Raw genomic sequence first — 26087 nt, forward strand, 5'->3', positions numbered from 1 at the left:
ATCTAAAATCAAAACAATGAAACAATTAAAATATATATCTTTCGCCTTAATCGCAGCATTGTCATTTACAGGCTGTGCAAGTGATCTGGAAACAGCTCCAACCAATCAGGCCAATGAAGCGGAAATTTTTAAAACTGCTGAAAGCGCAGAAACAGTGATCAATGGAGCCTGGGCGAAATTTAATGATGACGGAACCACCTATGCCAACATCGGGTATTCTACAGTCCTGAGAACAAGTGATTCCATGGGAAGTGATGTCGCGGTTTTAACCAATAAATATGGTTTTGCATCACCTTATGCCTTCACGGATCTGGTAAACAATACAGGAAGCCGTGCCCAGTTTATCTGGAGTCTGCTGTATTCCACCATTAATAATATGAACAATGTAATCAGCCGTATTGATGGAGTAGAAGGAAGCCAGGAAAAGAAAGACCAGGTAAAAGGCCAGGCAAAGGCATTACGTGCTTTTTGCTATCTCAATCTGGCAAGCTTTTATCAGTTCAGCTACTTAAAAGATAAAACAGCGCTCACGGCTCCGATTTATACCGAACCCACCACTACAAATTCCGTAGGTAAGAAAAAAGCGAGTCTGGAAGAAATTTATACCTTGATCAAAAATGATCTGTCTGAAGCAAGTCTTCTGCTGCAAAATTACACCAGAAACAACAAAGATAAAATTGACAGGTCTGTTGTCAACGGATTATTGGCAAGAGCGTATCTGAATACCGGTGAATGGGCTAAAGCCGTTTCAGCCGCACAAATAGCAAAAACAGGTTATCCTTTAATGACGCCGGAAAAATACAAAGACGGCTTCAATGATATCAATAATGCAGAATGGATTTGGGGACATGGCCAGACTCAGGAGCAGTCCGGGGAAAGTTATGCGTTCCATTTTTTAGATGTTTCGTCTTCCGGAAGTTATTATTACAGCTTTATGGCTGATCCTTATTTCAAAGACCTGTTTGATACCAACGACATTCGTTATTCTTTATTTTCATGGGACGGCCTTCCCGGAAGAGAAGGGCTTTTAAGATATGCGAAATTTAAATTTAAAGCCAATCTTATTGCAGACATTGTATTCATGAGAGCTGCTGAAATGTATTTAATTGAAGCTGAAGGTGAAGCCAGAAACGGAAATGTAAATAATGCCGTAGCTGTTTTGAATCAGCTAAAATCAGCAAGAAATGCTAATGCATATACCGGACCTTTAAGTCAGGACGCTGTAATAAAAGAAATTTTAATCGAAAGAAGAAAAGAATTATTCGGGGAAGGTTTTGCTTTATCAGATATTATCAGAACTCAGGGAACCGTTGCAAGAAAAGCTTATATAAATTCAAGCGGTCAACCGATCCAGGTTCAGATAACAACTCCGGACGGAACGGTGAAAACCGTAAACGGAAGAGGACATTCTGTTTTTGCTTTTCCTGACCAATCGGCTTTTGTCGCGAATAGCAGGTATTATCTGTTTTCTATTCCACAGAAGGAGATAGAGAATAACCCGAATTTATAATACCCGTTTTTTAATTCCAATGAAGTCACTGCTTATGCGGTGGCTTTTTGTTTTTATTAAAAGCTTAAGCAACTAAATATTTATTTTACACTCATCATTTTTTATTAACGCAAAGCTTTTAAATCTGACTACGATATTTTAAGAAAAGCAAAGAAAAACAGCCAGGCTGCTATGAAGCATTCTTATGAAAATCTATTATATAGATTAAAGAACTTTGCTCATCTTTAATATATCCGGTCCATAATTTCTTTGCGATAAAAACCGATCAAAGAAGAAAGAAACAATAAGTGTAAAATAGTATATAGATACAAAAAAAATTATTCTTTCTGACTTAAATAAAATGCTTGAAAGAAAGACATTTTTAATTAATGTTTGTTTTTAATATCTTCCCATTCGATGACAAAGGGATATAATCTCCTTAATGCAGGGTCTTTATCCAGAGAATCCTGTTTATACTTTAAAATAAAATAATTTAAATCCGGATTTTGGTTAAGAGGCGGAAACAACATATATCTGGTACCTCCCTTATATCCTTTTTCTTTCTCGAACTGCTTTCCGAAAGATGTTTTTTCAACAATTTTAAATGATAAAAAATAAAATAGCGGAAGTATCACCGGAGTCAGTAAATAGATCCCTGGAAATCGGTCTAATCCCCTGCCTATTACAATCAGGAGAAGCAGATAAGGAACAAGATGAAAAACATAAATATCCGAAATAGTATGCTTAATACAGAAGGCTAAAAAGGGAAGAATTCCTATAATGATATAATCCAGATGCTTTTTATTTTTAATTCCCGGGAATAAAAAAATAATGAAAAACTGAAAATTATAAATTAAAAATCCGGCATTTTTGATAATGCTTTTAAAAATAAGACCGGGATTAAAATTAAAAAGCGAATCTTCATAAGCATTGTCCGTAAAGATGGCAGCAAATGAATGCCGGCCAAGAACAGGAGGAATCAGTAAGATCGAAAACAAAGCAATGGTTATTAATAGTCCGTAAAAAAACTGCCTTTTGATAAAAGAAAAATTTTTAAACAGAAAATAAGCATAAAGCGGGATGAAAAGTATGGTCTGGATATGTATTAAAAACAACAAGCCCAGAAAGAATGATAAATAATAAAAGTGCCTGGAAGTTTTTTCCTGAAGAAATTTAAATAAATGAATCAGAAATAAAATAACAAACACTAAGTAAAAAGTATAAACTTCTGTGATGATCGACTGTCTCCAGAATGTAAACGACAACCCCAGCAGCAAGATACATATCAAAGAGGATCTTCTGGAAACACCCGTTATTTCTAATAATGTATTCAGATAAAATAATGAAAGCAAAGCACAGAATATGCTTACGCCCACAAAAAGAAAATGGACATTAATAAACGGAAGAATTTTGTACAACAAAGACAGGAAATTCGAAAATAATATATGATTCGTTGCATTGGAATCAAACAAAAATCCGTTATATCCCTGAAGTGTAAATCCCAGACTGTCTCCCAGAGCGGGATCTTCTGAAACAGAAAATGCATAAATAATTCCTATCAATAAAAGTGAAAAAAATAAGCTGAATGAATATTTTTTGTCCATGCAAGAAAAAGTAAGGGTGATGATATTTGTACAGTCAGTAAATTTAGTGAATTTTCACAATCCACAGACCTGTCGCTGATTAATGCCTGATAGAAATATACCGATATTCACAGCAGAAAAATATTCAAAACTTAGATTTAAACTTCTCATGCTGCCATTCATCTCGGAAAAATTTCTACCTTTGTCCATATGAACGTCTTAAGATTGGTTTTAGCATTCTACTTCATGGCATTATCCCTGATGCCGTGTGCAGACCTGCATAAACAATCCGGTTCAGAAAGAGCAAAGCTCTCCATGAGTTTTGATGAATCCCATTCAAAAGATAAAGGAGATATCTGTTCGCCATTATGCAGCTGTAACTGTTGTCAGATTACCGTTGCCGCGTTTAAAATGGAGCCTTTGATTAAAATTCCGACTCAGGTTCAACTCTATTTTTCTAAAAAAATCCTTTTCAGAAAAAATAACTTCGCTTACCAGGTTTACGACCATATCTGGCAACCTCCTAAGATTTAATTGGTTTTATTTCAGAAAGTTGTGCTTTCTGAACATCTGAAACTTTGCAATACCATTGCAGAGATCTTCACGATATTTTTGCATCCTGTCATTTCAAATGATAGCGTATGCGTGTTTTCAATAAAAATAGAATCGATTGTCTTATTTTGAATAGTACAAAACTTTGCTGAACAGAACGTCTTTGCATTAAACTTAAAAGTTCAAAAACAGACAATCACAAATTAAATCTCAATTTGTGTTAGATACAATCATAAAATTTAGCATCAAAAACAAAATCGTTATTGGTATAATGACTTTGTTGCTCATCGTTTGGGGCGTTTGGAGCGCTACCAGACTGCCCATTGATGCTGTACCCGATATTACCAATAATCAGGTACAGATTATCACGGTATGTCCTACACTTGCAGGACAGGAAGTCGAACAGTTGGTTACTTTCCCTATCGAACAAAGTATTGCAACCGTTCCGGATATAGAAGAAACACGAAGCATTTCAAGGTTCGGATTATCCGTAATTACCGTTGTCTTTAAAGATAAAGTAGACATCTATTTTGCCAGACAGCTGATTAATGAAAGATTAAAGCAGGCCGAAGAAAGTATTCCCAAAGGAATCGGAACCCCGGAACTGGCGCCTGTAAGTACGGGATTAGGAGAAGTATATCAATATATTTTGCACCCGAAAAAGGGAAGCGAAAAAAAATACAACGCAAAAGATCTCCGTACCATGCAGGACTGGATTGTTGCCCGTCAGCTTTATGGTACAGAAGGAGTTGCTGAAGTAAACAGTTTTGGAGGCGAGCTGAAGCAATACGAAGTCGCTGTCAATCCCAATCGTTTAAAAGCGATGGGAGTTAACGTAACGGATATTTTTACCGCCCTCGAAAAAAATAATCAGAATACAGGCGGTGCCTATATCGATAAAAAGCCGAATGCCTATTTTATCCGTGGAATCGGTCTTGCCACTTCCCTAGATGATATAAAGAATATTGCTGTAAAAAATACCGGGAATATTCCAGTTTTTATCAAAGATGTGGCAGAAGTAGGCTTCGGGCATGCTACGAGATACGGGGCAATGACGTATAACGGACAAACGGATGCCGTAGGAGGAGTGGTCATGATGCTTAAAGGAGCTAACAGTAACGAAGTCGTTACTAAAATCAAGGAAAAAATACCGGTTATCCAGAAATCGTTGCCTGCAGACATAGTTATAGAGCCGTTTTTGGACAGAACCGATCTTGTGAACCGTGCCATAGGTACTGTTGAAAAGAATTTAATCGAAGGGGCGTTGATTGTCATTTTTGTTTTAGTATTATTTCTCGGAAATTTCAGGGCAGGGCTTATTGTTGCTTCCGCAATTCCTTTGTCACTGCTGTTTGCATTAGGCATGATGAATGTTTTTGGGGTAAGCGCCAATCTGATGAGTCTCGGGGCTATTGATTTCGGGCTGATCGTAGATGGTGCCGTAATTATTGTCGAAGCTACCCTTCACCATTTGGGCTTACGAAAATCTATGCAGCGGCTTACCCGGCAGGAAATGGATGAAGAAGTTTTCCTGTCAGCTTCAAAAATCCGGGGAAGTGCAGCATTCGGGGAGATCATTATTCTGATCGTTTACATCCCGATTCTTACCCTTGCGGGAATTGAAGGCAAAATGTTTTCACCAATGGCTAAAACAGTAGGATTTGCCATTCTTGGGGCATTAATTCTTTCCCTGACTTACATTCCGATGATGTGTGCCTTGTTTCTTTCAAAGAAAATTTCACACAAAGAAAACTTTTCGGATAAAATGATGAGCTGGCTCCAGAAAATATATCAGCCATTGTTGCAAAAAGCCATTAAAATCAAATATGTTATCGTCGGAATTACCGTTGCTTTATTCACCATTTCATTATTCCTTTTCAGCAGAATGGGTGGTGAATTTATTCCACAACTTGAAGAAGGAGATTTTGCATTTCACTGTATTTTACCGCAGGGCAGTTCATTAAGCCAGAGTATTGAAACCTCAATGCAGGCTTCCAGAATTATCAAACAGTTTGATGAGGTGAAAATGGTAGTCGGAAAAACCGGTTCCGCAGAAGTTCCCACAGATCCGATGCCGCCTGAAGCAACCGATATGATTATTGTTCTAAAACCGCAGAAAGAATGGAAGTCAAAAAAATCATACACCGAGCTTGCAGATGAAATGACCGAAAAATTAGAAGTGATCCCCGGTGTTTTCTTTGAAAAAAACCAACCGATCCAGATGCGTTTCAATGAATTGATGACAGGAATCCGGCAGGATGTGGCGGTGAAAATTTTCGGTGAAAATATGGATACACTTTCCGTGTATGCCGACAAAGTAAGTAAAGTGATCCAAAGTGTTGATGGTGCAACTTCTCCACAGGTTGAAAGAGTAAGCGGGCTGCCACAGATCAATGTAACCTATGACAGAACCAGAATGGCTAATTACGGCTTAAATGTGGAAGATGTAAACAATGTTTTGAGCACTGCATTTGCCGGTAAAAGCGCAGGCCAGATCTTTGAAAACGAAAGGCGGTTTGACCTTGTCGTAAGATTAGACAGCCTGTACCGTACCAATATTGATGATGTGAATAATCTCATGATTCCTACCGATACGGGAATGCAGATTCCGTTGTCACAGGTTGCCAATATCGAATATAAACTCGGGCCGGCCCAGATCAGCCGGGAAGCCGGGAAACGCAGAATTGTGATCGGCTTTAATGTAAAAGGCCGGGATGTGGAAAGCGTAGTGGAAGATATTCAGAAAAAGCTGACTAAAGAAATACAGTTGCCTTCGGGATATTATTTCACTTACGGCGGGCAGTTTGAAAATTTAAAAGAAGCCAGCCAGCGTCTGATGATTGCTGTTCCGGTATCGCTTCTCCTTATTTTTATGCTGTTGTATTTTACTTTCCATTCATTCAAACAGGCGACGTTAATATTCACAGCCATTCCGATGAGTGCAATTGGAGGGGTGTTTGCGCTTTTATTGCGGGGAATGCCGTTCAGCATCAGTGCAGGAGTTGGGTTTATCGCATTATTTGGAGTTGCAGTTCTTAACGGAATTGTTCTGATAGGAACTTTTAACCAACTTGAAAAAGAAGGAATGACAGATGTTATAAAACGGGTAATCGAAGGAACAAAAACCAGACTTCGTCCCGTATTGATGACTGCAGTAGTGGCTTCTTTCGGATTTTTACCAATGGCGGTGAGTACAAGTGCAGGAGCGGAAGTTCAGAAACCTTTGGCCACAGTAGTAATCGGTGGGTTGATTTCTGCAACTTTCCTGACCTTATTTGTTCTGCCGATGCTGTATATCATGTTTAATTCTAAAATAAATATCAAAAGAAAAATAACGGGAAAACCTTTGGCAATAGCTATCCTGTTTGGATTTTTACTATTGGGACAAAGCATAAATGCACAGAATTCAAAGGAACTGTCATTAGAGGAAGCAATAGCATTAATGCAGAAAAACAACCCGTCGATACGGTCAAAAGATCTTAATATACAGTCGTCGGAGGCATTAAAGCCCACTGCCAAAGAACTTCCGAAGCTGGATTTCAGTACGCAGCTTGGACAATATAACAGCCCGAAATTTGACCAGTCATTTGCGATTTCCCAGACCATTCCGTTTCCCACTTTATTTAAAGCCAGAAAAGAATTGATTCAGGAAGAGATCAAAAGCAAAAAAATCGAAAGACAGCTCACGGAAAATGAGTTGGTAAAACAGATCAGAACCTATTTTTACCAGATTGAATATTTACGGTTTAATCAATCCAGGCTGCAGTATCTTGACAGTTTATACGGTGATTTTATAAGAATTGCAACAGTGAGATTTAAAGCCGGAGATATTAAGAAAATTGAAATTAATACTGCCGAAACACAGAAAGGCGAGATCAATCTCCTGCTTCAGCAAAATAAAGTGTATCTCGATAACGGATATCAAAATTTAAAAGTGTTATTGAATACCGAAGAAGATATTTCCGTTCCGGTTTCTCAGAATTATAAGCCTTTAAAAGCAGATTACCTTTTAGACAGTCTTACCATTGCCAATCATCCGTCAATTATGATGTACAGGCAGAATATGGAAATTCTGGAAAAAAATAAAAATGTTGAAAAAGCACAGGGATTGCCGGATTTCAGCATCGGATATACCAACCAGTCTCTGATAGGTTTTCATACTTTAAACGGGCAGGAGAAATATTTCGGAGCCGGAAATCGGTTCAGTTCGGTGAGTCTGGGGATTGCTATTTCGTTGACATTCGGAGCGACCAAAGCAAGAATAAAGTCTTTGGAATATCAGAAACAGATGGAAGAGAACAGCGCAAAGCTTCAACAGCAGCAACTGGAGGCCCAACTAAAGAATTCGTTAAATCAGTATCAGCAGGATTTTCAGCAATATCAATATTATCTTAACCAGGCGATTCCTAATGCGAAAAATATCGTAAAAGCAGCACAGCTTGGTTATAAGACAGGAGAGATCACTTATGTAGAATACCTATTTGCTTTACAGACTGCAACGAATATTGAGCTGAAATACCTTGAATCTATTCAGCAGGTCAATCAATCTGTCATTACTATCAATTCAATTATCAATAAATAAAATGAAACTAAAACACAATATCATATATTTTACATTCCTTTCACTATTCATGATGAGTTGTGGTAAAAAAGAAATCACACCGGAGGAAGTTACTGATAAAAAGGAGCAAAAAGAAGAAGCTCCCAAAACTGTAGCTTCACTCACTCAAGAGCAGATGAAGGCGGTCGGGATTACCCTGGGAACAGTAGAAATGAAAGAACTTACCTCCACCATTAAAGCCAACGGTCTGCTACGGGTACCGAATAATAATAAGGCAACAGTCACTTCTCTGTATGGCGGGATTATTAAAACACTCAATGTTCAGGTAGGAAGTAGTGTAAAAAAAGGACAGGTGATTGCCACCATTGCCAATCCTGAATTTATCCAGCTTCAGGAAAGCTATCTCACAACAAACAGTCAGATTATTTTTGCAGAACAGGAATACAGAAGACAGAAAGAGCTTTTTGATAATGATGCAGGAGCAAAAAAGAACCTTCAGAGTGCAGATTCGGAGCTTAAAACTTTGAGGACAAAAAAAGCGTCTCTTTTACGACAGCTGCAACTGATGGGAATAAGTCCAGGAAATATCAGTAATGCCAATATGAGATCAGGCCTTGTCATTACTGCACCTATCAGTGGAACAATCAGTGATATTAATGCCCGGATCGGAAGCTATGTAGATGTTTCATCCCCGGTTGCAGAAATTATAGACAATGGCTCCATTCACCTGGATCTGCAGGTTTTTGAGAAAGACCTTCCGAAAATGAGAGTAGGGCAGGTTGTTCATTTTAAACTGACAAATAATCCCGAAACGGAATACGATGCAAAAGTATACAGCATCGGATCATCATTTGAAAACGATAGCAAAACAATTTCCGTTCATTGTGACGTTACAGGGAACAAAACGGGTTTAATTGACGGGATGAATATCACCGGAATCGTAAGTCTTGATAAAAGTACAACCCCTGCAATCCCAAACGAAGCGATTGTTGAAGCTGACGGGAAATTTTATGTTTTTGTTCAGACTGCGAAAAAGGCAGAAGGGCATGAAGCGGAAGAAAAAACAAAAGAACAGTCAGGAACCATCAATTTTGAAAAGATAGAAGTGGTGAAGGGTTCTTCAGACATGGGATACACCGCGATAACTCCGGTGATCACAATCGCACCTAATGCTAAAATAGTAGTAAAAGGAGCCTTCTTTGTCAATGCAAAACTTTCAAACTCGGGTGAACACGAACATTAAAAATTAAAAACTGAAATAAAATCTGCATTAAAAGCCTATAGAACAATTGAATAGATGAAATGCAGGTTTTTATTCCTAATTTAGAGTAGGCAACGAAATTTTTTAAAAATACAGAATATTTGAAACCAGAACTTTTCACCTAAAAAAGGAAAATTCTTTATACTGTAAAATGTAATATTTAAAACTATAAATGATGAGTGAAACAAAAATACAGACCGTTTCGGCAACGTCAAAGCATAAAAAAAATCTTGTGATTGTATTGTCCCTGAGCGGAGCCTATCTTGTCGCTGAAGTGATCGGCGGAATTATCACCCAAAGTCTTGCCTTACTAGCAGATGCAGCACATATGCTTACCGATGTGGTCGGCCTGCTTCTGGCATTGATCGCCATTAAAATAGGAGAGCGAAAAGCCAGTTCCACCAAAACATATGGCTATTACCGTACAGAAATACTGGCAGCTGTCATTAATGCGGTCGTGCTTCTGGGGATTTCCATATATGTATTGTTTGAGGCCTATAAAAGATTCCAGAACCCACCCGAAGTACAAAGTAAATCAATGTTGATCGTTGCGGGAATCGGGCTGGTCGTCAATATCATCGGAATGATGATTCTAAGAAAAGATTCCAACGAAAGCCTGAATATGAAAGGTGCTTATTTTGAAGTGCTTTCAGACATGCTTACTTCTATTGGAGTGATGATTGCAGGAGTGATTATGCTTACCACCAATTGGTATTATGCCGATCCTATTATATCTGCAGTCATCGGGCTTCTTATCTTTCCAAGAACATGGAACCTGCTGAAAGAAGCAGTCAATGTATTAATGGAAGGCGTACCGAAAGACGTAGATCCTGAAAAATTACGTAAATTACTGGAACAAACTCCCGGAGTAAAAAGCATTCACGATCTTCATATATGGTCACTTACATCAGGAGTAAACGCGATGAGTGTTCATATAGTCAAGAACAAAATGCTTTCTCAGAACGAATTGTTGAAAACTTTAACCGATCAGATCACGGCTAATTTTAAAATCAGCCATACGACGATCCAGATTGAAGATGAAGGATATGAAGAAGGAGAAATGCATCCTTAAAATAAACAGAATAAAAATGAAAAAAGACATCGAAAATAAACTTATTGATAAAAATACCAAGCCCACAAGCATGCGGATTCTGGTTTATGATTTTTTAAGCGCGCAGGACATGGCCCTGTCATTATCCGAAATAGAAAATCAGTTTGAAAATGCTGACAGAACCACAATCTACAGAACATTAAAGACATTTGAAGAAAAAGGAATCGTTCACAGCATACAGGAAAATACAACCACAAAGTACAAGCTCTGCCACGACGGTTGTGATGAGAGCACCCACAAAGACTGGCATCTCCATTTCTACTGTAAAATATGCAGACAGACCACCTGTAAAGAAGATATTTCATTTCCTGAGCATATTCAAACCGATTTCAGAATTGATGAGATAAGGCTTTTTGCCAAAGGGATCTGTGAAAACTGTCTTGAAAGTTTGCAATAGTATTGCACTTGCTTTAATACTAATTTTGATTAAAATTATCAGTTATGGAAGAATGTTGTAGTACAAAACCTAAAAAAGAGCATAACCATCATGAAGGAGACGAGCATGATCATGATCACGGCCATTCTCATGATACCGGAGACCAGCCGGTTTTTCAGATGTTTCTCCCTGCCATTATCTCTTTTACCTTATTGATCACTGGAATCGCTTTAGATAATTACATAAAACCCGGATGGTTTTGCGGGTGGGTGCGTATCGTTTGGTATGGTATTGCTTACGCTCCTGTGGGACTTCCTGTTTTGAAAGAAGCATACCAAAGCATTATCCGTGGCGATGTTTTCTCAGAATTTTTCTTAATGGGAATTGCTACGGTTGGGGCATTTGCTATCGGAGAATATCCGGAAGGAGTTGCTGTAATGCTTTTTTATTCCGTAGGAGAAGTTTTTCAGGCCATGGCAGTTACAAGAGCAAAAAGCAATATCAAAGCTCTGCTCGACCAGCGCCCGGATGAGGTGACCGTTTTAAAAGACGGGAAACCTCAGACCGTAAAAGCTGAAAAAGTAAATGTCGGAGAGATCATTCAGTTGAAATCCGGAGAAAAATTAGGCTTAGACGGCGAATTACTTTCGGAAAAAGCATCATTCAATACCGCTGCATTAACAGGGGAGAGTAAGCCTGATACAAAAGTAAAAGGGGAGACTGTTTTGGCAGGCATGATCAACCTGAATACCGTGAGTCAGGTGAAAGTAACCACCGCTTACAAAGACAGTAAACTGAGTAAGATCCTGGAATTGGTTCAGAATGCAACGGCACAAAAAGCACCCACCGAATTATTCATCAGGAAATTTGCAAAAGTGTACACCCCAATTGTTGTATTTTTAGCCATAGGAATCACTTTTCTGCCTTACTTTTTTGTGGCGGATTATCAGTTCAGAGACTGGCTGTACAGGGCGTTGATCTTTCTGGTAATTTCTTGTCCGTGTGCATTGGTGATTTCCATTCCGTTGGGATATTTCGGTGGGATCGGTGCCGGGAGCCGGAACGGGATCTTATTTAAAGGAAGCAACTTCCTCGATACCCTTGCCGGAATTCAGAATGTAGTGATGGATAAAACAGGAACCATGACAGAAGGAGTTTTCAAGGTACAGGAAGTAGATTTTAAACCTGAATTTGATAAAAATGAAATCCTCAGCCTGGTTAATGCCCTGGAAAGTAAAAGTACGCATCCTGTAGCTACTGCCATTCATAATTATGTCGGCGAAATCGATCATTCAATCCCGTTGGAAAATGTAGAAGAAGTGGCGGGACACGGATTAAAAGCGACGGTCAACGGAAAAGAATTATTAGTAGGGAATTTTAAGCTGATGGATAAATTGAATATCCCTTATGATATAAAACCTGAAAACATTGTTTACACTCTTATCGCGGTAGCTTATGATAAAAAATTTGCAGGTTACCTCACGATTGCCGACAGCATCAAAGCCGATGCTCAACAGACCATCACTAAATTAAAAGCACTCAATGTAAAAACCACCATGCTGAGTGGAGATAAAACTTCAGTGGTAAAATATGTTGCAGATACTCTGGGAATTCAAAATGCTTACGGAGATTTACTTCCGGAAGATAAGGTGAATAAAGTAAAAGAAATCAAAGCAAAAAATGAAACCGTCGCATTCGTCGGTGATGGAGTCAATGATGCTCCGGTCGTCGCTTTAAGTGATGTGGGAATTGCGATGGGCGGGCTGGGAAGTGACGCCACCATTGAAACTGCCGATGTTGTCATTCAAGATGATATGCCGGGTAAAATCCCTATGGCCATTAATATAGGTAAACAGACCAAAAAAATTGTCTGGCAGAATATTATTTTAGCTTTCGCTGTAAAAGCGGTTGTTTTAATTCTCGGGGCAGGTGGTCTCGCAACCATGTGGGAAGCCGTATTTGCAGATGTGGGAGTTGCGTTGCTGGCTATTTTAAATGCGGTAAGAATACAGCGAATGAAATTTTAATAAACGGGGAGTTTTTTTAATTTTCGGCTAAAAGGCTAAAAGGCTAAAAGGCTAAAAGGCTAAAAGGCTAAAAAGGGAAAAAATCCGCTCAATCTGCAAAATCTGCGAGAAAAAAAACAATCTCAAACAATTTTATCACAACATAATCGATCCTACATCTTTTAAAAAAAACATATTCAGAATATTCACAAAAGCCCCTCTTGACTTTCAAGAGGAGCTTTTGATTTCTCTCAACGCTCAACCAAAAAAGATCAATGACTTTCATCATAAATCAGGCATACAATCATTTTGAATAGTATATTTGTAGTACAGAATTAATCATTGAAGTTTTTCATATCCATATTTGTCATATTTGCCATTGCAGTACGCCCGATATTGCCATTGGTGAATTATGTGGTGAATTATGATTATATAGTCAAAAATCTCTGCGAAAACAGAAATATTCCCCAATCAACATGTAAAGGAAAATGCTATGTTGAAAAGGAACTGGCTAAAACAGAAAAACAATCGAACAATTCTCAAACCATCAAGATTTCCGGATTAGATGTCTTTCTTTCCAACGAAATTTTTTCATTCTCACCTAACAATGAGCCTGATATTTTAATTAAAACGAACAACAGAGGATATCTCAATTTCCACCTCTCAGAATTTTCTAATCGGATATTCCATCCGCCTTTAGCTTAGACTTTTATTTTAAACTAAAAATATAGGTATTTATTTTTTAATCATTAAGATTCGGCTTTCTTAGCTGCTTCAATATTCTTAATGGTCAATGAATGCTGATATTAAATCTGGTTTAAATCAATCTGTCCCCATTTAAATCCATTATTAATTTCAATTTATATTTAAAATGAAATCTAAAGTTATTTTGACAGCTTTCCTGTCAGTATCATTGCTTTCCTGTGCTCAGGAAACGCCTAAAGTAAAACATAAAAAGAGCATGGATGCTCCAAAAGAAAATCTTAAGAACGTAAAAGTGGTGAATGCCGAAGACCCTGTATGCCATATGAAAACCGCCGATTATTTAAAATTCACGGCGACCTACAAAAATAAAACGTATGGTTTTTGCAGTGCTTCCTGTAAGAATGAATTCAACAAAAATCCTGAAAAGTATGCCCAGAAATAAAAAGGAAAATAAAAACGTAAAAAGCAAGATTATCATTCCCATTGCTGTGATTGCATTGATCTTTTTAGGAATAGGGTTCGGAATGAGCTATTTTAAAAAGAACCTTTATACAGTAATGAAGGTTCCGGATTTTAAGCTGACTGATCAGAATAATAAAAAAATTACGAATAACGATATGCTTGGAAAAGTATATCTTGTGGAGTTTTTCTTCAGCAAATGTCCTACCATCTGCCCGATTATGAACAGTAATATGAGAGCAATTGAAGATGAAATCAATGATCCCGGATTTGGAATCATTTCCATAAGCATCGATCCTTTGAACGATACTCCCGAAGTTTTAAAGCAGCATGCTAAAAGGGTAGGCGTAAAATCTCCGAACTGGCATTTCCTTACCGGAGACAGGGATTATATCGGAAACCTTGCAGATCAGTTCAATATCTATGTGGGTGATGAAAACGACGAAGGTGAAAGTCTGAATCACAGCGGAATGATCGCACTGGTAGATCAGGAAGGGAACATCCGTTGCAGATATAATAAAGACAATATGCCGATTCTGTATTACTCAGGACTCAATTATGAAGATCCAGAAGGCAAGACAACAAATCTTACCGGAAAATACCATCCCGATCGGGAAAAGCTGATTGAAGATATTAAGAAATTATTGAATAAGTAAGAAGCAGAGATTTCAGCCAATTCGTTGACAACCTTTAGCTTCCTTTCAAAAAATGTTAAACCATAAATACAAAACATTATGAAGATTATGAAAATAGCTGCACTAACTGCAGTTTTTGCGGCACAGTTTGCTTTTGCACAATTTAAGCAGACCCCGTTGCCTTATGCGTACAATGCTTTAGAAGGCTCTATCGATGCGCAGACGATGGAAATCCATTACACAAAACATGCTGCAGGCTATGTAACCAACCTGAATAAAGCCATTGCCGGAAGTCCGCAGGAAAAGGAAAGCTTATTTCAGATTCTTTCCAAAGTTTCTGCATTAAGCCCGGCCATCAGGAATAATGCCGGCGGGCACTATAATCACGAGCTTTTCTGGACGATGCTTACACCTGAAAAAAATACCCAGCCATCAGCAAAACTATTGAAAGCGATTAATGAAACTTTCGGAAGTATGGAGGCTTTTAAAGAGAAAATGAGTAAAGCCGGAGCAGACCGTTTCGGTTCGGGATGGGCATGGCTATCTGTAGATAAAAACGGAAAATTATTCGTCTCTTCTACTCCAAATCGGGATAATCCACTGATGGATGTTGTTGAAGAAAAAGGAACTCCGATCTTAGGAATCGATGTCTGGGAGCATGCTTATTATCTGAAATATCAGAATAAAAGAGCCGATTATCTTACGGCAATCTGGAATGTGATGAACTGGAAATCAGTAAGCCAAAGATATGAAGATGCTTTAAACAAAAAATAATTCATGAACTTAATTTGCAGCATATTCCTTACTTTTTATATCGTGGTCAGGCCTCTGATCCCCATTATGGAGTATGCTGCAGATTATGATTATATCGCAAACGTTCTGTGTATCAATAAAAGCAGGCCCGAGCTTCATTGTAACGGAAAATGTTACCTGAGCAAAGAGCTTGCAAAGACCAATGATACCGAATCTTCCCCTTTAAACAAAATAAAAAATTCAGGACAGAAAATTCTTGATATTTACATCCTTCCTGAAATCACGGAAATTCAGAATACGGGAAACCTTTCGTTTTTAAATTTCATTTTTACCTACAAAACAGATTACTCATTTCTGTTCCTGAAACACATTTTCAGGCCTCCGGTTTTTTAAGAAACTATCATTTGATCTTGCCTTTTATGGTTAAAGAAAACTGAATGTATTACCGTTCAGAAAGCATTTCTATTGCACAAATTCAAAATGTATTCAACATAAAAAATCAACAATGAAAATTTATAAACTTTTATCGCTATTCCTTATTACCACTACTTTACTGGCACTTTCATCATGCCGGAATAGCGATGATGAAGATCCACAAAATGTTTCTTCAGGAAACCTTCAGATAAAATTTGAAAACGGTTTTAATAACCTTGGAGATATTGTTTTAAATCAGACGGTACAAACTTCTTCCGATGGCCAGAAACATCAGTTCTCAGCATTAAAATATGTGATCAGCAATATCAGCCTGATTGATGAAAACGGGAATGAATTTAAATACAATGATAATAATCCGGATAAAGGGGCTTTTATCATAGACCAGGCAGACGCCGTTGCAGGAATTGTATACCTGAATTTAAATGAAATTCCTAAAAACAATTACAAAAAAATAAAATTCGGATTGGGAATCAGTCAAAATGCTTATTTGCTGGGGCAGAACGGGCAGGCTGAATTCTGGAACAAAGCAAAAGCCAAAGGGATGTCGTGGTCATGGGCTGCCGGCTATGTTTTTGTAAAGCTCGAAGGAAAATACGGAACATCTTCAGCCGACACGGAATTCATGAACCACACCGGAAATATGGGAAATGTTTCAGCCAATAATACGCCTGATCTGTACAGGGAAATTACATTGGATCTGCCTACAACAGCAAGAGTAACGGGAACTGTCACTCCTTCAATCCATATTCTGGCAGATTTAAACCAATATTTAAGCGGAGAAACTTCACTTGCATTATCTGCAGCAAATGATATGATGATGGGCTCGAGCCCGCACTTGGTCAATGTGACGAATAACCTTACCAAAATGTTTAAAGTAGACCATGTTCACAATGACTAAGATCAGGATATTATTGAACTTAATATGGAGTTTTGCTGTGCTTTTAAATTTCATATCATGTTCGGATGAGGTAATTGAGCCTTTGGAAAAAGATGAAGCGTACCTACTTCAGTTTCCTTTTTATTTTCCCGGAATGAGTGCTGATTTGTCTGGAAATCCGGTAACGAAGAATGGTGTGGAGCTGGGACGGAAATTATTTTATGAAGGCAGACTTTCACGGAACAATACCATTTCATGCGGTTTCTGCCATATTCAGGAAAATGCGTTTACCCATCACGGGCATACGGTGAGCCATGGTGTGGATGACAGAGTAGGCATCAGAAATGCACCACCGATTCAGAATATGGCATTTTTAAAACGGTATATGTGGGACGGTGTGATTCATAATTTGAATGAGCAGCCGATTATTCCGATTACAGACGTGAATGAAATGGATAGCTCGATGCCGGAAGTCATTTCCAAGCTAAGCCCAGATGCTCAATATAAAAAGCTCTTCAAAGCGGCTTACGGAGACGAAAATATAACAGGTGAAAGAGTTTTAAAGGCTTTATCACAATTTATGATTACCATGATCTCCGCAGATTCAAAGTATGACCGCTACAAACAGGGGAAAGAAGCCCTGACTTCACAGGAATCTCAGGGAATGGCTTTATTCCAGCAAAAGTGTGCTTCATGTCACAGCGGGGAATTATTCACTGATGAAAGCTTCAGGAATACAGGAATGTACTACAATACCCAGTTTAAAGATGCCGGCCGCTACAGAGTGACTCTTGATCAGAATGACTGGATGAAATTCAGGGTGCCGAGCCTGAGAAATGTAGAATATACAGCACCATATATGCATGATGGCAGGTTTTACAGCTTGGATGCGGTACTTAATTTTTATTCGGATCAAGTAGAGAATTATGCAAATCTCGATCCTTTGCTTAAACAAAACGGGCATCTGGGAATTCCGATGAACAGCCAGGAAAAACAGTTTGTCATTGCTTTCCTGAAAACACTATCGGATAAAAGTTTTATTACCAATCCAAAATTCTCGGAATAAATGATAAAAGACATGAAAAATATAATTTTTACATTATTCACTTTGCTGTTATTCAATATGGGTAAAGCTAATATGATCAAAGACAGCATTGAAATTCAGAATCATGATTTCAGTCCCGTTTTATTATTTAATGACGAATGTGATGCGTGCGGTTGTGCCGCAGGAAACGGTTCGTCCGGATTTGAGTCTTTACTGAACCCTCAGTTTATAGGGATCAAGTATTTCGCCCAGCATTATAAAGCTAAAGAAAACCTGTTTGTAAAAGATTTAACACAGGATCAGTACTTCAATACCATTCAGTTGTGGGGGAAAATTCCGGTAACCAAGAAGCTGAGCGTTTATACAAGCCTGCCGTTTCATTTTCATGAGAAAAAAACAATGCAGGGTGATATCAGAATCAGCGGGGTCGGGGATTTAAACCTGATGGGAATTTACCAGTTATTGAATTCCAAAGATTCGTTTCATCAGCTAAATGGTGGCTTCGGGCTCAAAGTTCCGTTAGGGAAATTTGACGAAAAGGGAATCACCGGACTCAACCCGAGTTTCCAGTTGGGAACCGGAAGCTGGGATTATCAGATGGTTTTAAATTATAAATACCAGAAAAATAAAATAGCTCTGCTTTTCAATATGGATTACACTCTTAAAACGGAAAATAAGAAAAACTACCGGTTTGGAAATCAATGGAATTATGCTGCGACCGGATTTTACCAACTGTATAAAACGGATAATATCATTTTTTCAGGTAAAACCGGAATGCAGGGTGAAGTTTATGACCGGAATAAACAGTTTGACGAAGCCTTACCGAATACAACCGGTAGTGCGCTCTATGGAAAGCTGGGCTTTGAAGCAGTTTATAAAAAATGGAGCCTGGGAAGTGAAATAATGCTTCCTGTCTATACTCAACTGGCCGGTGGAGATATTGAAGCCAAATCCCGGTTTTCTGTTTTTATCAATTTTGGAATTTAATATTTAAAAAAATCTGAATTTATGTAACGCAAAGTTTTATTTGGAAGATGGTAAGCTTATCAATGTGCTTAACCCAACAACTTGTAATTGATTAATCTTTGCTCAACTAAGAATATTCAATTGTAAAAATGAAACTTTGCGTTAATAAATTACATGCTTTATTACAAAATACATCGTTTATTCGTCTGAAAATCATTTTGTTGCCAGATCTATTTGTTTATGTCGGGAATTTTCTATCTTTGCCGCAATCTGGTGAGCCATAAAAAGCGCTTAAAAGGGAATCCGGTGAAAATCCGGAACAGACCCGCTGCTGTAAGCTCCACACCAAAGTTTTTGAAGAATATATCCACTGTTTTTTAATGGGAAGGATTTCAGAAACGGAGTAAGTCAGAAGACCTGCCAGAAGATATAACGTTTGACGCTTTCGTGGAATAAAGCTTAGGACAATAATGATTCTGTGCAGCTATAACTGTGCCTTATCATTGTTTTTCTTATATCCATTAGCGTTATCATTATTCCAATGAGCTAATGGTGACAAATTATACTTTACGATACCATAAAACTTTTATCACAGTGTTTGTGGTAATAGCACAACTCTTTTGCTCCCAGTCGAAAGACACAATCAGGGAACAGATGATCATTCCTGTGAGCATTCAGAAAAAGAATTTTAAAGAGATTCTTCCGGCTCAGGTTTTATCAGGTGAGCAGCTGGAAAGGCTCAACAGCCAGTCTGTGGCAGATGCTTTGCGTTATTTTGCGGGAATTCAGATCAAAGATTATGGCGGAATCGGAGGCTTGAAAACCGTGAATGTCCGGAGTATGGGAAGTCAGCATGTAGGTGTTTTTTATGACGGAATCCAGATCGGAAATGCACAAAACGGAGTGGTGGATCTGGGAAGATATTCCCTTGATGACCTTGAGGAAATCTCTTTATATAACGGACAGAAAAGTGAGATTTTCCAGCCGGCTAAAGATTTCGGGTCTTCAGGTTCCATTTATTTACAGCCTAAAGTTCCCGGTTTTAAAGGAAACAGGAAAACCAATCTGGTACTGAAATTTAAAAACTCTTCAATTGATCTATTTAATCCTTCATTTCGTTTAGAGCAGAAAATTTCTGAGAAAATCTCAGCGAGTTTCAGTTCTGAATTTTTGCAGAGTGACGGTATTTACAAATTCAGGTATAAAAAGAAATACCCTGATGGTGAAATAGCCAATGACACCATTGCCAAAAGGTTTGATTCCGATATTACTTCAAAACGCTTTGAAACCAGTATCCACGGTGAGATGAAAGACGGAAGCTGGACCGTAAGAGGATACGGATACCTGTCTGACCGTGGAATTCCCGCAGCGATTGTCAATAACCGTTTTGGAGGAAGAGGGCAGCGGCTGAGGGACAATTCTTATTTTGCTCAGGGAAGCATCCGGAAAAAGCTTTTCCCAAAATTCGAGACCCAGCTTAAAGCTAAATTTGCCTACGATTATACGTTCTATGCAGATACTCTTTCTACGGAAACCGCTTACCCTGCGCGGAATACATACATCCAGAGAGAAGCTTATGTTTCTTCATCCAATCTGTATTCCATTACTTCCGATTGGGATGTCAGTGTGAGCGTAGATTTTCAGTACAATAATCTCGATGCAGACCTTACTAATTTCTCTTATCCTACCCGATATACTTCACTTGTCGCTTTTGCAACCACGTATCAATGGAACCGTCTTAAATTTTTAGGAAGTGTTTTAGGAACTTTTGTTCATGAAAATGTAGAAAAAAATTCAAAATCTCCTGATAAAACAGAATGGACCCCGTCAGCATTTTTATCCTATCAGCCATTTGATTCCAGGGATCTTACCATAAGGGCTTTTTACAAAAGAATATTCCGAATGCCTACTTTCAATGACCTGTATTACACCGTAATCGGAAATGTGGCACTTAAACCTGAATTTACCAATCAGTATAACCTGGGATTTACTTATGAAAAAACATTTAAAAGCCCAATTTTTAAAGGGATTTATGCCAAAATAGACGGCTATTTCAATAAGGTGGAAAATAAAATCATTGCTGCACCTACCGGAAACCTGTTCCGTTGGATGATGCTGAACCTTGGAAGCGTAGAAATCCTCGGAACAGATGTTCATGTGCAGACTCAGATAGATTTTGGAAAAGTAATCCTGAGGCCACAGTTGAACTATACCTATCAGCGTGCGAGGGATTTTTCAGACAGGAGTGAATCCTATTTCGGGGATCAGATTCCATATACACCATGGCACAGCGGGAATTTCACAATGATGGCAGATTATAAAGACTGGAGCTTCAATTATAGTTTTGTGTATGTCGGGGAGCGGTATGACGGGCAGCAGAATAATATACAGTATAATTATATCCAGCCCTGGTATACCCACGATTTATCGGTTCAGAAAAAAATCAAATGGAACTCCCACGAATTTAAAGCCAGCCTTGAAGTCAATAATATTTTCAACCAATATTATGATGTGGTCCTGAACTATCCCATGCCCGGCAGAACCTTTAAACTCATTGTAAGCTTTACCCTATGAAAACAATAAATATCAGTCTTTTCGCCTGTCTCCTTATTTTTCTGTACTCCTGCAGAACAGACGAATACATTACCCGTGAAGAAAAGGAAGAAGGTCTTGCACAGCCTGAAAATACAGCAATCAAAGGCTTTTACCTTTTGAATGAAGGAAATATGGGGAGCAATAAATGTACCCTGGATTTCTTCGATTACACCACCGGAACCTATCACCGGAATATCTATGCGGAAATCAACCCGAATGTGGTCAAGGAGCTGGGTGATGTGGGAAATGATATTCGGATTTACGGAAGTAAGCTGTATGCCGTGATAAATGTCTCCAATAAAATAGAAGTGATGGATGCCAAAACAGCAAAACGGATTAAAACCATCCCGTTACAAAACTGCAGGTATCTTACCTTCAAAGACGGAAAAGTATATGCCAGCAGCTATGCCGGGCCCGTAGTTTTAGATCCCAACGCACCGATCGGAAAAGTCGTGGAGATCGATACCGTTTCCCTATCCATAGAGCGGGAAGCTACCGTTGGGTATCAGCCGGAAGAAATGGAAATTATAGGAAATAAATTGTTTGTAGCCAATTCAGGCGGATATAAATTTCCCAATTATGACAGAACGGTTTCAGTAGTAGACCTGAATACTTTTACAGAGACCAAAAAGATCGATGTTGCCATCAACCTCCATCATATTAAAAAAGATCATTACGGAGACCTGTATGTAACTTCAAGAGGAGATTATTATACGGTTCCTTCCAGCCTGTATCTTGTGGATGCCGTTACGGGAGCGGTGAAAAAGAATTTTAATATTGCAGTCAGTGAAATGACGATCGTGAATGACAAACTCTATTATTACGGTAACGAATTCAACTACACCACCCATTCTTACACCAAATCTTTCGGGATTATCGATGTGAAAACCGAACAGGTCATCTCAAATAAAATGGTAGATCAGGAATATGCCGATGCCATAAAAAATCCTTACGGGATAGCTGTAAACCCTATCACTGAAGACATTTACCTCACCGATGCCCGGAACTACGTGTCCACCGGATTTGTGTATTGTTTCGATAAAAACGGCCATTTCAAATGGAAAACCGAAGGCGGAAATATCCCGGCCCACTTTACCTTTTTGTATAAATAAAATTGATCCCAGACATGGAAAAAAACATAAAAAACATTCTGAAAACTACCGCACTGGCTTTTCTTTTAACAGGAATAACAGCCTGTAAAAACGATGATGATATCAACGGCGGAGATCTGCCTTTTGATGGCCTTAAAGGTTCTTATACCGTTGACCGCTTTAAAGTTTTGAATATTGCTCCGAATGCAGCCGGTAAACTGACCTGGAGTATTGCCGATTCTATTATTTCTGAAAATGCTGAGCTGGATTTTATCAGTCCTTACGCTAAAACCTATCCACTTACCTTAAAAATTGAAAATAACGGAGCGGTGAAAACTTATACATCCGCTATTGTAGTAAAGAAGGAAGCCGGAACTTACAGCAGATATATTTCCAATGTATTTGACTTTCGCCCTGCAGTGGGGCAGTTTATGAATGAAACGCCTGAATATACAGCAGGAAATACCTTCAGCCAGATGCTTCAGAAAGCCAAAGAATCTTTGGTAGGTTCTAACCCTACGATGATCACATTAGGTGGTTTCGGAGGTTATGTGGTCTTCGGTTTTGATCACACGGTTCCGAATATGAGCGGAAAGGATTTTAAAATCCTCGGAAATGCATTCTGGGGAAATAATGCAAATGACCCGCGTTCCGGATCCTGCGAACCGGGAATCATTATGGTTGCCTATGATAAGAATAAAAACGGAAAACCGGATGATAACGAATGGTACGAAATAGCCGGAAGTGAATATTTTAAAAATACAACGGTTAAGAACTACAGCATCACCTATTTCAAACCGGATGAAAATAAACCGGCTGTTCCCGGAGCCGATTCGTGGCAGGCTGATGTAGAATATCTCAAATGGCAGGATAACCTGGGGAATAACGGCTTTAAAACTAAAAATGCATTCCATGCTCAGAGCTATTACCCACTATGGATTTCAGAGACTTCTTATGTTCTTACGGGGACAAAAATGAAAGACAATTTTTATGATCAGAGCGGGAACGGTTCCTATTGGGTAGGGAAATCCTATGACTTCGGATATGCGGATAATGCCCCGAACAATGATGAAGCTTCTGATATCGATATTTCCTGGGCGGTTGATCATAATGGGAATTATGTAAAGCTTCCGGGTATTGACTTTGTGAAAGTATACACCGGAATCAACCAGGAAGCCGGCTGGCTGGGCGAAGTCTCTACAGAAGTAGGCGGAGCTTATGATTTACATCTTCATTAAAAACAAAACCTTAATATAAATTTCTTTAAAAATTATTTACAATGAAAAAGATTTACCTTTTAACGCTACTGTTGCTGTTTGCATTTTTTACGAATGCACAGGTTACAGTGCAGGGAGTACCTCGGAATGACATCAAGGAAAAGCCTGCAAAAAAACACCAGCTGAAAAATGCTGCAACGGTAACTAACTTTTCTGATATCCAGTATTGGGTAGGTACCGGAACAAACCAGGCTGCTTTTGTAGTGCAGTGGAATGACAACAAGAATCCGGATGCTTTAGTGTGGGGATTCAAATGGAACGGAACCGCAACCGGAGAAGATATGATGAAAGCTATTGCAAAAGCAGATCACAGATTGTTTACGTTATTATATCAGGGAACCCAGTTCGGAACTGCCGTCGGAGGTTTAGGATATGATTTAAACGGTCAGGGAACCAATACGCTTTACAAAAACGGGAATACCACTTCTCCTCTGTATCCGGTAAATGGCATCGTGAATACGACAGCTTATAATTTTGACGATTATACAGCAGCAGATACCAATGATCACTGGCAGTCCGGATGGAATACAGGGTACTGGTCCTACTGGGTGAAAGATCCTGCAGATACTGGTTTCGGGTATTCGGGAGTGGGAGTGAGCAGCCGTGTTTTACAGAACGGTTCATGGGATGCATGGAATTTTAACCCCGGAATGAATTCTGTACCGCTTTCTTCTACTTTGACACCGGCAACTTTATCATCAGCATTATCATATTCTTCATTAACCAACTTTACAGACGGTTATTTTATGGTGAACGAAGAATGGTTCGGGCATACCAACGGTTCTGTCAACTTTATCGGCAATAACGGGCAGATTGATTATCGGGTATATAGTAATGTCAACAACAATCACGCATTTGGAGCTACTACACAATACGGAACAATCTACGGGGATAAATTTTATTTTATCTCAAAACAGGCTGCAGACGGTGGAGACACCCAGTATACTCCGGGTGGAAGATTGGTTGTGGCAAATGCAGCAACCATGCAGAAAATTGCAACGTTCAATTCAATCGGCGGTGGAGACGGAAGGTCTTTTGTGGGCGTCAATGCACACAAAGGTTATATCGGGACTTCCAACGGAATTTATTTATTTGATATCGATAATTTACAGGTTGGAAATCTGATTCCTACTACAGGAGGCGGAAGCCAGTATGCAGGGCAGATCGGAAATATGATCCGTACCTCACAATATGTTTTTGCCGTAAAACAGTCAACCGGAATATTGGTTATCAATCCTAATACCAGCGCTGTCACTCATACCATTTCAGGAGGATTCCATTCTATTACACAGGCTAAAGACGGAAGTGTCTGGGCGATTCAGGATCAGAAGGTGGTAAATATTAATCCCGTTACTTTTGCGACAACGGAATATCCTATTCCTGTTACCAAATATTTAGGTTCTTGGGGTGCCTGGAATGCAGGAAGCTTTACCTACAGCAGCCAACAGAATGCATTGTATTGGCTCAATTCGATTAATAGTTTCGTTTCCGGGGCTCAGATTATAAAATTTGATGTGACAACGAAAACGTTCAATGAAAACTTTGCCGTACTTCCGGGACAGACAGGTACTTACAAGCAGATCCCTTATGGAGCGGCATTGCGTGTAAATCCGGTTACAGATGAAATAATTGTAAATACTACAGAAAGCGGTTTCGGAGCGCATTATCAGAAAAACTGGATTCATACTTTCAGCAATACCGGAACTCTGATTAATACAAAGACCCTGGTTGATTATTACTGGTTCCCGGCTCTTGCGGTATTCCCGGATAACAGTGCTCCTGTTGTCAGCAGCGCATTCCCATCAGAAGCTGCGGTAGATGCTACAACAGTTATCGATTTGAAAACAGTGGTTTCTGATGCGGATAATTTATCTTCAGCAATTGTAAAAACGGTACAATCAAACACTAATCCTTCCATTGTTTCCGCAGAGATCAATGCCAATGATGAATTGGTTTTAACGCCGCAGGCCACCGGAACTGCAACAGTAACGGTAAGCTTTAATTCAAACGGAAAATTAGTTGAAAAATCGCTTACTGTCAATGCAAGTGTTTCTACCTTAAGTACAGTTGAAGTGAAAAAACTCGAATTCAGTATTTACCCGAATCCTGCAACTGAAATTCTTAATATCAGAACGCAGGATAAAGTTTCAGGTATTACCGTTTATGATGCTTCCGGTAAATTGATAAACGCTCAGTTCAGCAATGGGCAAATCAATGTAAGTATGCTTCCGAAAGGAATGTATATTTTGAGAGCAGTTACTGATAAAGCCGTGTATCAACAGAAATTTATTAAAAACTAAGATTCTTCAT

Annotated in this window: 20 protein-coding genes and 1 riboswitch; of the genes, 19 read left to right on the forward strand and 1 reads right to left on the reverse strand. The window is 38.8% G+C overall.

The genetic code is table 11. From position 1 onward, the window contains the following. Positions 1–16: 16 nt before the first annotated feature. Positions 17–1510: a RagB/SusD family nutrient uptake outer membrane protein gene (locus AB8P06_RS03080; protein WP_369837719.1), complete on the forward strand. Its 1494-nt coding sequence runs from the start codon at positions 17–19 to the stop codon at positions 1508–1510. 365 nt (positions 1511–1875) lie between these two features. On the opposite strand, the gene AB8P06_RS03085 is transcribed toward AB8P06_RS03080, so the two are convergent. Further along, positions 1876–3093: a protein O-mannosyl-transferase family gene (locus AB8P06_RS03085; protein WP_369837722.1), complete on the reverse strand. Its 1218-nt coding sequence runs from the start codon at positions 3091–3093 to the stop codon at positions 1876–1878. A gap of 189 nt (positions 3094–3282) precedes the next feature. Here AB8P06_RS03085 and AB8P06_RS03090 point away from each other — a divergent pair, with 189 nt between their 5' ends. The 18 genes from AB8P06_RS03090 (at position 3283) to AB8P06_RS03175 (ending at position 26077) form a co-directional block, all read left to right on the forward strand. Beyond that, a complete protein-coding gene (locus AB8P06_RS03090) occupies positions 3283–3606 on the forward strand; it encodes a DUF6660 family protein (RefSeq protein ID WP_369837725.1) in 324 nt (107 codons plus the stop codon). Between the two features lie 235 nt (positions 3607–3841). Next, the gene (locus tag AB8P06_RS03095; protein ID WP_369837728.1) at positions 3842–8206 is read left to right on the forward strand and encodes a CusA/CzcA family heavy metal efflux RND transporter; all 4365 of its coding nucleotides are present in this window, start codon (positions 3842–3844) and stop codon (positions 8204–8206) included. Between the two features lies 1 nt (position 8207). After that, on the forward strand, positions 8208–9428 hold the full coding sequence (locus AB8P06_RS03100; RefSeq protein WP_369837731.1) for an efflux RND transporter periplasmic adaptor subunit: 1221 nt from the start codon (positions 8208–8210) through the stop codon (positions 9426–9428). Positions 9429–9621: 193 nt separating this feature from the next. Beyond that, on the forward strand, positions 9622–10518 hold the full coding sequence (locus AB8P06_RS03105; RefSeq protein WP_369838378.1) for a cation diffusion facilitator family transporter: 897 nt from the start codon (positions 9622–9624) through the stop codon (positions 10516–10518). A gap of 16 nt (positions 10519–10534) precedes the next feature. Next, the gene (locus tag AB8P06_RS03110; RefSeq protein ID WP_369837734.1) at positions 10535–10954 is read left to right on the forward strand and encodes a Fur family transcriptional regulator; all 420 of its coding nucleotides are present in this window, start codon (positions 10535–10537) and stop codon (positions 10952–10954) included. A gap of 44 nt (positions 10955–10998) precedes the next feature. After that, positions 10999–12960: a heavy metal translocating P-type ATPase gene (locus AB8P06_RS03115; RefSeq protein ID WP_369837736.1), complete on the forward strand. Its 1962-nt coding sequence runs from the start codon at positions 10999–11001 to the stop codon at positions 12958–12960. Between the two features lie 321 nt (positions 12961–13281). Next, complete coding sequence (locus tag AB8P06_RS03120) at positions 13282–13644, forward strand: hypothetical protein (protein ID WP_369837738.1); 363 nt, start codon at positions 13282–13284, stop codon at positions 13642–13644. 166 nt (positions 13645–13810) lie between these two features. Continuing rightward, complete coding sequence (locus AB8P06_RS03125; protein ID WP_369837741.1) at positions 13811–14086, forward strand: YHS domain-containing protein; 276 nt, start codon at positions 13811–13813, stop codon at positions 14084–14086. Further along, on the forward strand, positions 14019–14759 hold the full coding sequence (locus tag AB8P06_RS03130) for an SCO family protein (RefSeq protein ID WP_369837744.1): 741 nt from the start codon (positions 14019–14021) through the stop codon (positions 14757–14759). Before AB8P06_RS03125 ends, AB8P06_RS03130 begins: the two co-directional genes overlap by 68 nt. Before the next feature lie 78 nt (positions 14760–14837). Further along, complete coding sequence (locus AB8P06_RS03135; RefSeq protein ID WP_369837747.1) at positions 14838–15512, forward strand: superoxide dismutase; 675 nt, start codon at positions 14838–14840, stop codon at positions 15510–15512. 3 nt (positions 15513–15515) lie between these two features. Then, positions 15516–15884: a hypothetical protein gene (locus AB8P06_RS03140; protein ID WP_369837750.1), complete on the forward strand. Its 369-nt coding sequence runs from the start codon at positions 15516–15518 to the stop codon at positions 15882–15884. 112 nt (positions 15885–15996) lie between these two features. Beyond that, the gene (locus AB8P06_RS03145) at positions 15997–16824 is read left to right on the forward strand and encodes an MbnP family protein (protein WP_369837753.1); all 828 of its coding nucleotides are present in this window, start codon (positions 15997–15999) and stop codon (positions 16822–16824) included. Further along, a complete protein-coding gene (locus AB8P06_RS03150; RefSeq protein WP_369838380.1) occupies positions 16817–17869 on the forward strand; it encodes a cytochrome-c peroxidase in 1053 nt (350 codons plus the stop codon). Before AB8P06_RS03145 ends, AB8P06_RS03150 begins: the two co-directional genes overlap by 8 nt. A 12-nt stretch (positions 17870–17881) precedes the next feature. Further along, positions 17882–18835, forward strand: coding sequence for a transporter (locus tag AB8P06_RS03155; RefSeq protein ID WP_369837756.1), 954 nt, complete (start codon positions 17882–17884; stop codon positions 18833–18835). Between the two features lie 233 nt (positions 18836–19068). Further along, positions 19069–19253, forward strand: a riboswitch (cobalamin riboswitch). Between the two features lie 155 nt (positions 19254–19408). Then, positions 19409–21388, forward strand: a complete 1980-nt coding sequence (locus AB8P06_RS03160; protein WP_369837759.1) for a TonB-dependent receptor plug domain-containing protein — start codon at positions 19409–19411, stop codon at positions 21386–21388. Then, on the forward strand, positions 21385–22521 hold the full coding sequence (locus AB8P06_RS03165; RefSeq protein ID WP_369837762.1) for a YncE family protein: 1137 nt from the start codon (positions 21385–21387) through the stop codon (positions 22519–22521). The genes AB8P06_RS03160 and AB8P06_RS03165 overlap by 4 nt, the downstream gene beginning before the upstream one ends. Before the next feature lie 14 nt (positions 22522–22535). Next, positions 22536–23738 (forward strand): cell surface protein, encoded by a 1203-nt coding sequence (locus AB8P06_RS03170; RefSeq protein WP_369837765.1) that lies wholly within the window; start codon positions 22536–22538, stop codon positions 23736–23738. Between the two features lie 41 nt (positions 23739–23779). After that, positions 23780–26077, forward strand: coding sequence for a T9SS type A sorting domain-containing protein (locus AB8P06_RS03175; RefSeq protein WP_369837768.1), 2298 nt, complete (start codon positions 23780–23782; stop codon positions 26075–26077). Positions 26078–26087: the final 10 nt, after the last annotated feature.

It is taken from the genome of Chryseobacterium tongliaonense (assembly GCF_041224435.1).
GTDB classification, from domain to species: Bacteria; Bacteroidota; Bacteroidia; order Flavobacteriales; family Weeksellaceae; genus Chryseobacterium; species Chryseobacterium tongliaoense.

Excerpts from the sequence above, each read along its gene's own strand:
- AB8P06_RS03080 (WP_369837719.1), top strand. The coding sequence starts at position 17 with ATGAAACAATTAAAATATATATCTTTCGCCTTAATCGCAGCATTGTCA.
- AB8P06_RS03085 (WP_369837722.1), bottom strand. The coding sequence starts at position 3,093 with ATGGACAAAAAATATTCATTCAGCTTATTTTTTTCACTTTTATTGATA.
- AB8P06_RS03090 (WP_369837725.1), top strand. The coding sequence starts at position 3,283 with ATGAACGTCTTAAGATTGGTTTTAGCATTCTACTTCATGGCATTATCC.
- AB8P06_RS03100 (WP_369837731.1), top strand. The coding sequence starts at position 8,208 with ATGAAACTAAAACACAATATCATATATTTTACATTCCTTTCACTATTC.
- AB8P06_RS03105 (WP_369838378.1), top strand. The coding sequence starts at position 9,622 with ATGAGTGAAACAAAAATACAGACCGTTTCGGCAACGTCAAAGCATAAA.
- AB8P06_RS03110 (WP_369837734.1), top strand. The coding sequence starts at position 10,535 with ATGAAAAAAGACATCGAAAATAAACTTATTGATAAAAATACCAAGCCC.
- AB8P06_RS03115 (WP_369837736.1), top strand. The coding sequence starts at position 10,999 with ATGGAAGAATGTTGTAGTACAAAACCTAAAAAAGAGCATAACCATCAT.
- AB8P06_RS03125 (WP_369837741.1), top strand. The coding sequence starts at position 13,811 with ATGAAATCTAAAGTTATTTTGACAGCTTTCCTGTCAGTATCATTGCTT.
- AB8P06_RS03130 (WP_369837744.1), top strand. The coding sequence starts at position 14,019 with ATGGTTTTTGCAGTGCTTCCTGTAAGAATGAATTCAACAAAAATCCTG.
- AB8P06_RS03135 (WP_369837747.1), top strand. The coding sequence starts at position 14,838 with ATGAAGATTATGAAAATAGCTGCACTAACTGCAGTTTTTGCGGCACAG.
- AB8P06_RS03140 (WP_369837750.1), top strand. The coding sequence starts at position 15,516 with ATGAACTTAATTTGCAGCATATTCCTTACTTTTTATATCGTGGTCAGG.
- AB8P06_RS03145 (WP_369837753.1), top strand. The coding sequence starts at position 15,997 with ATGAAAATTTATAAACTTTTATCGCTATTCCTTATTACCACTACTTTA.
- AB8P06_RS03150 (WP_369838380.1), top strand. The coding sequence starts at position 16,817 with ATGACTAAGATCAGGATATTATTGAACTTAATATGGAGTTTTGCTGTG.
- AB8P06_RS03155 (WP_369837756.1), top strand. The coding sequence starts at position 17,882 with ATGAAAAATATAATTTTTACATTATTCACTTTGCTGTTATTCAATATG.
- AB8P06_RS03165 (WP_369837762.1), top strand. The coding sequence starts at position 21,385 with ATGAAAACAATAAATATCAGTCTTTTCGCCTGTCTCCTTATTTTTCTG.
- AB8P06_RS03170 (WP_369837765.1), top strand. The coding sequence starts at position 22,536 with ATGGAAAAAAACATAAAAAACATTCTGAAAACTACCGCACTGGCTTTT.
- AB8P06_RS03175 (WP_369837768.1), top strand. The coding sequence starts at position 23,780 with ATGAAAAAGATTTACCTTTTAACGCTACTGTTGCTGTTTGCATTTTTT.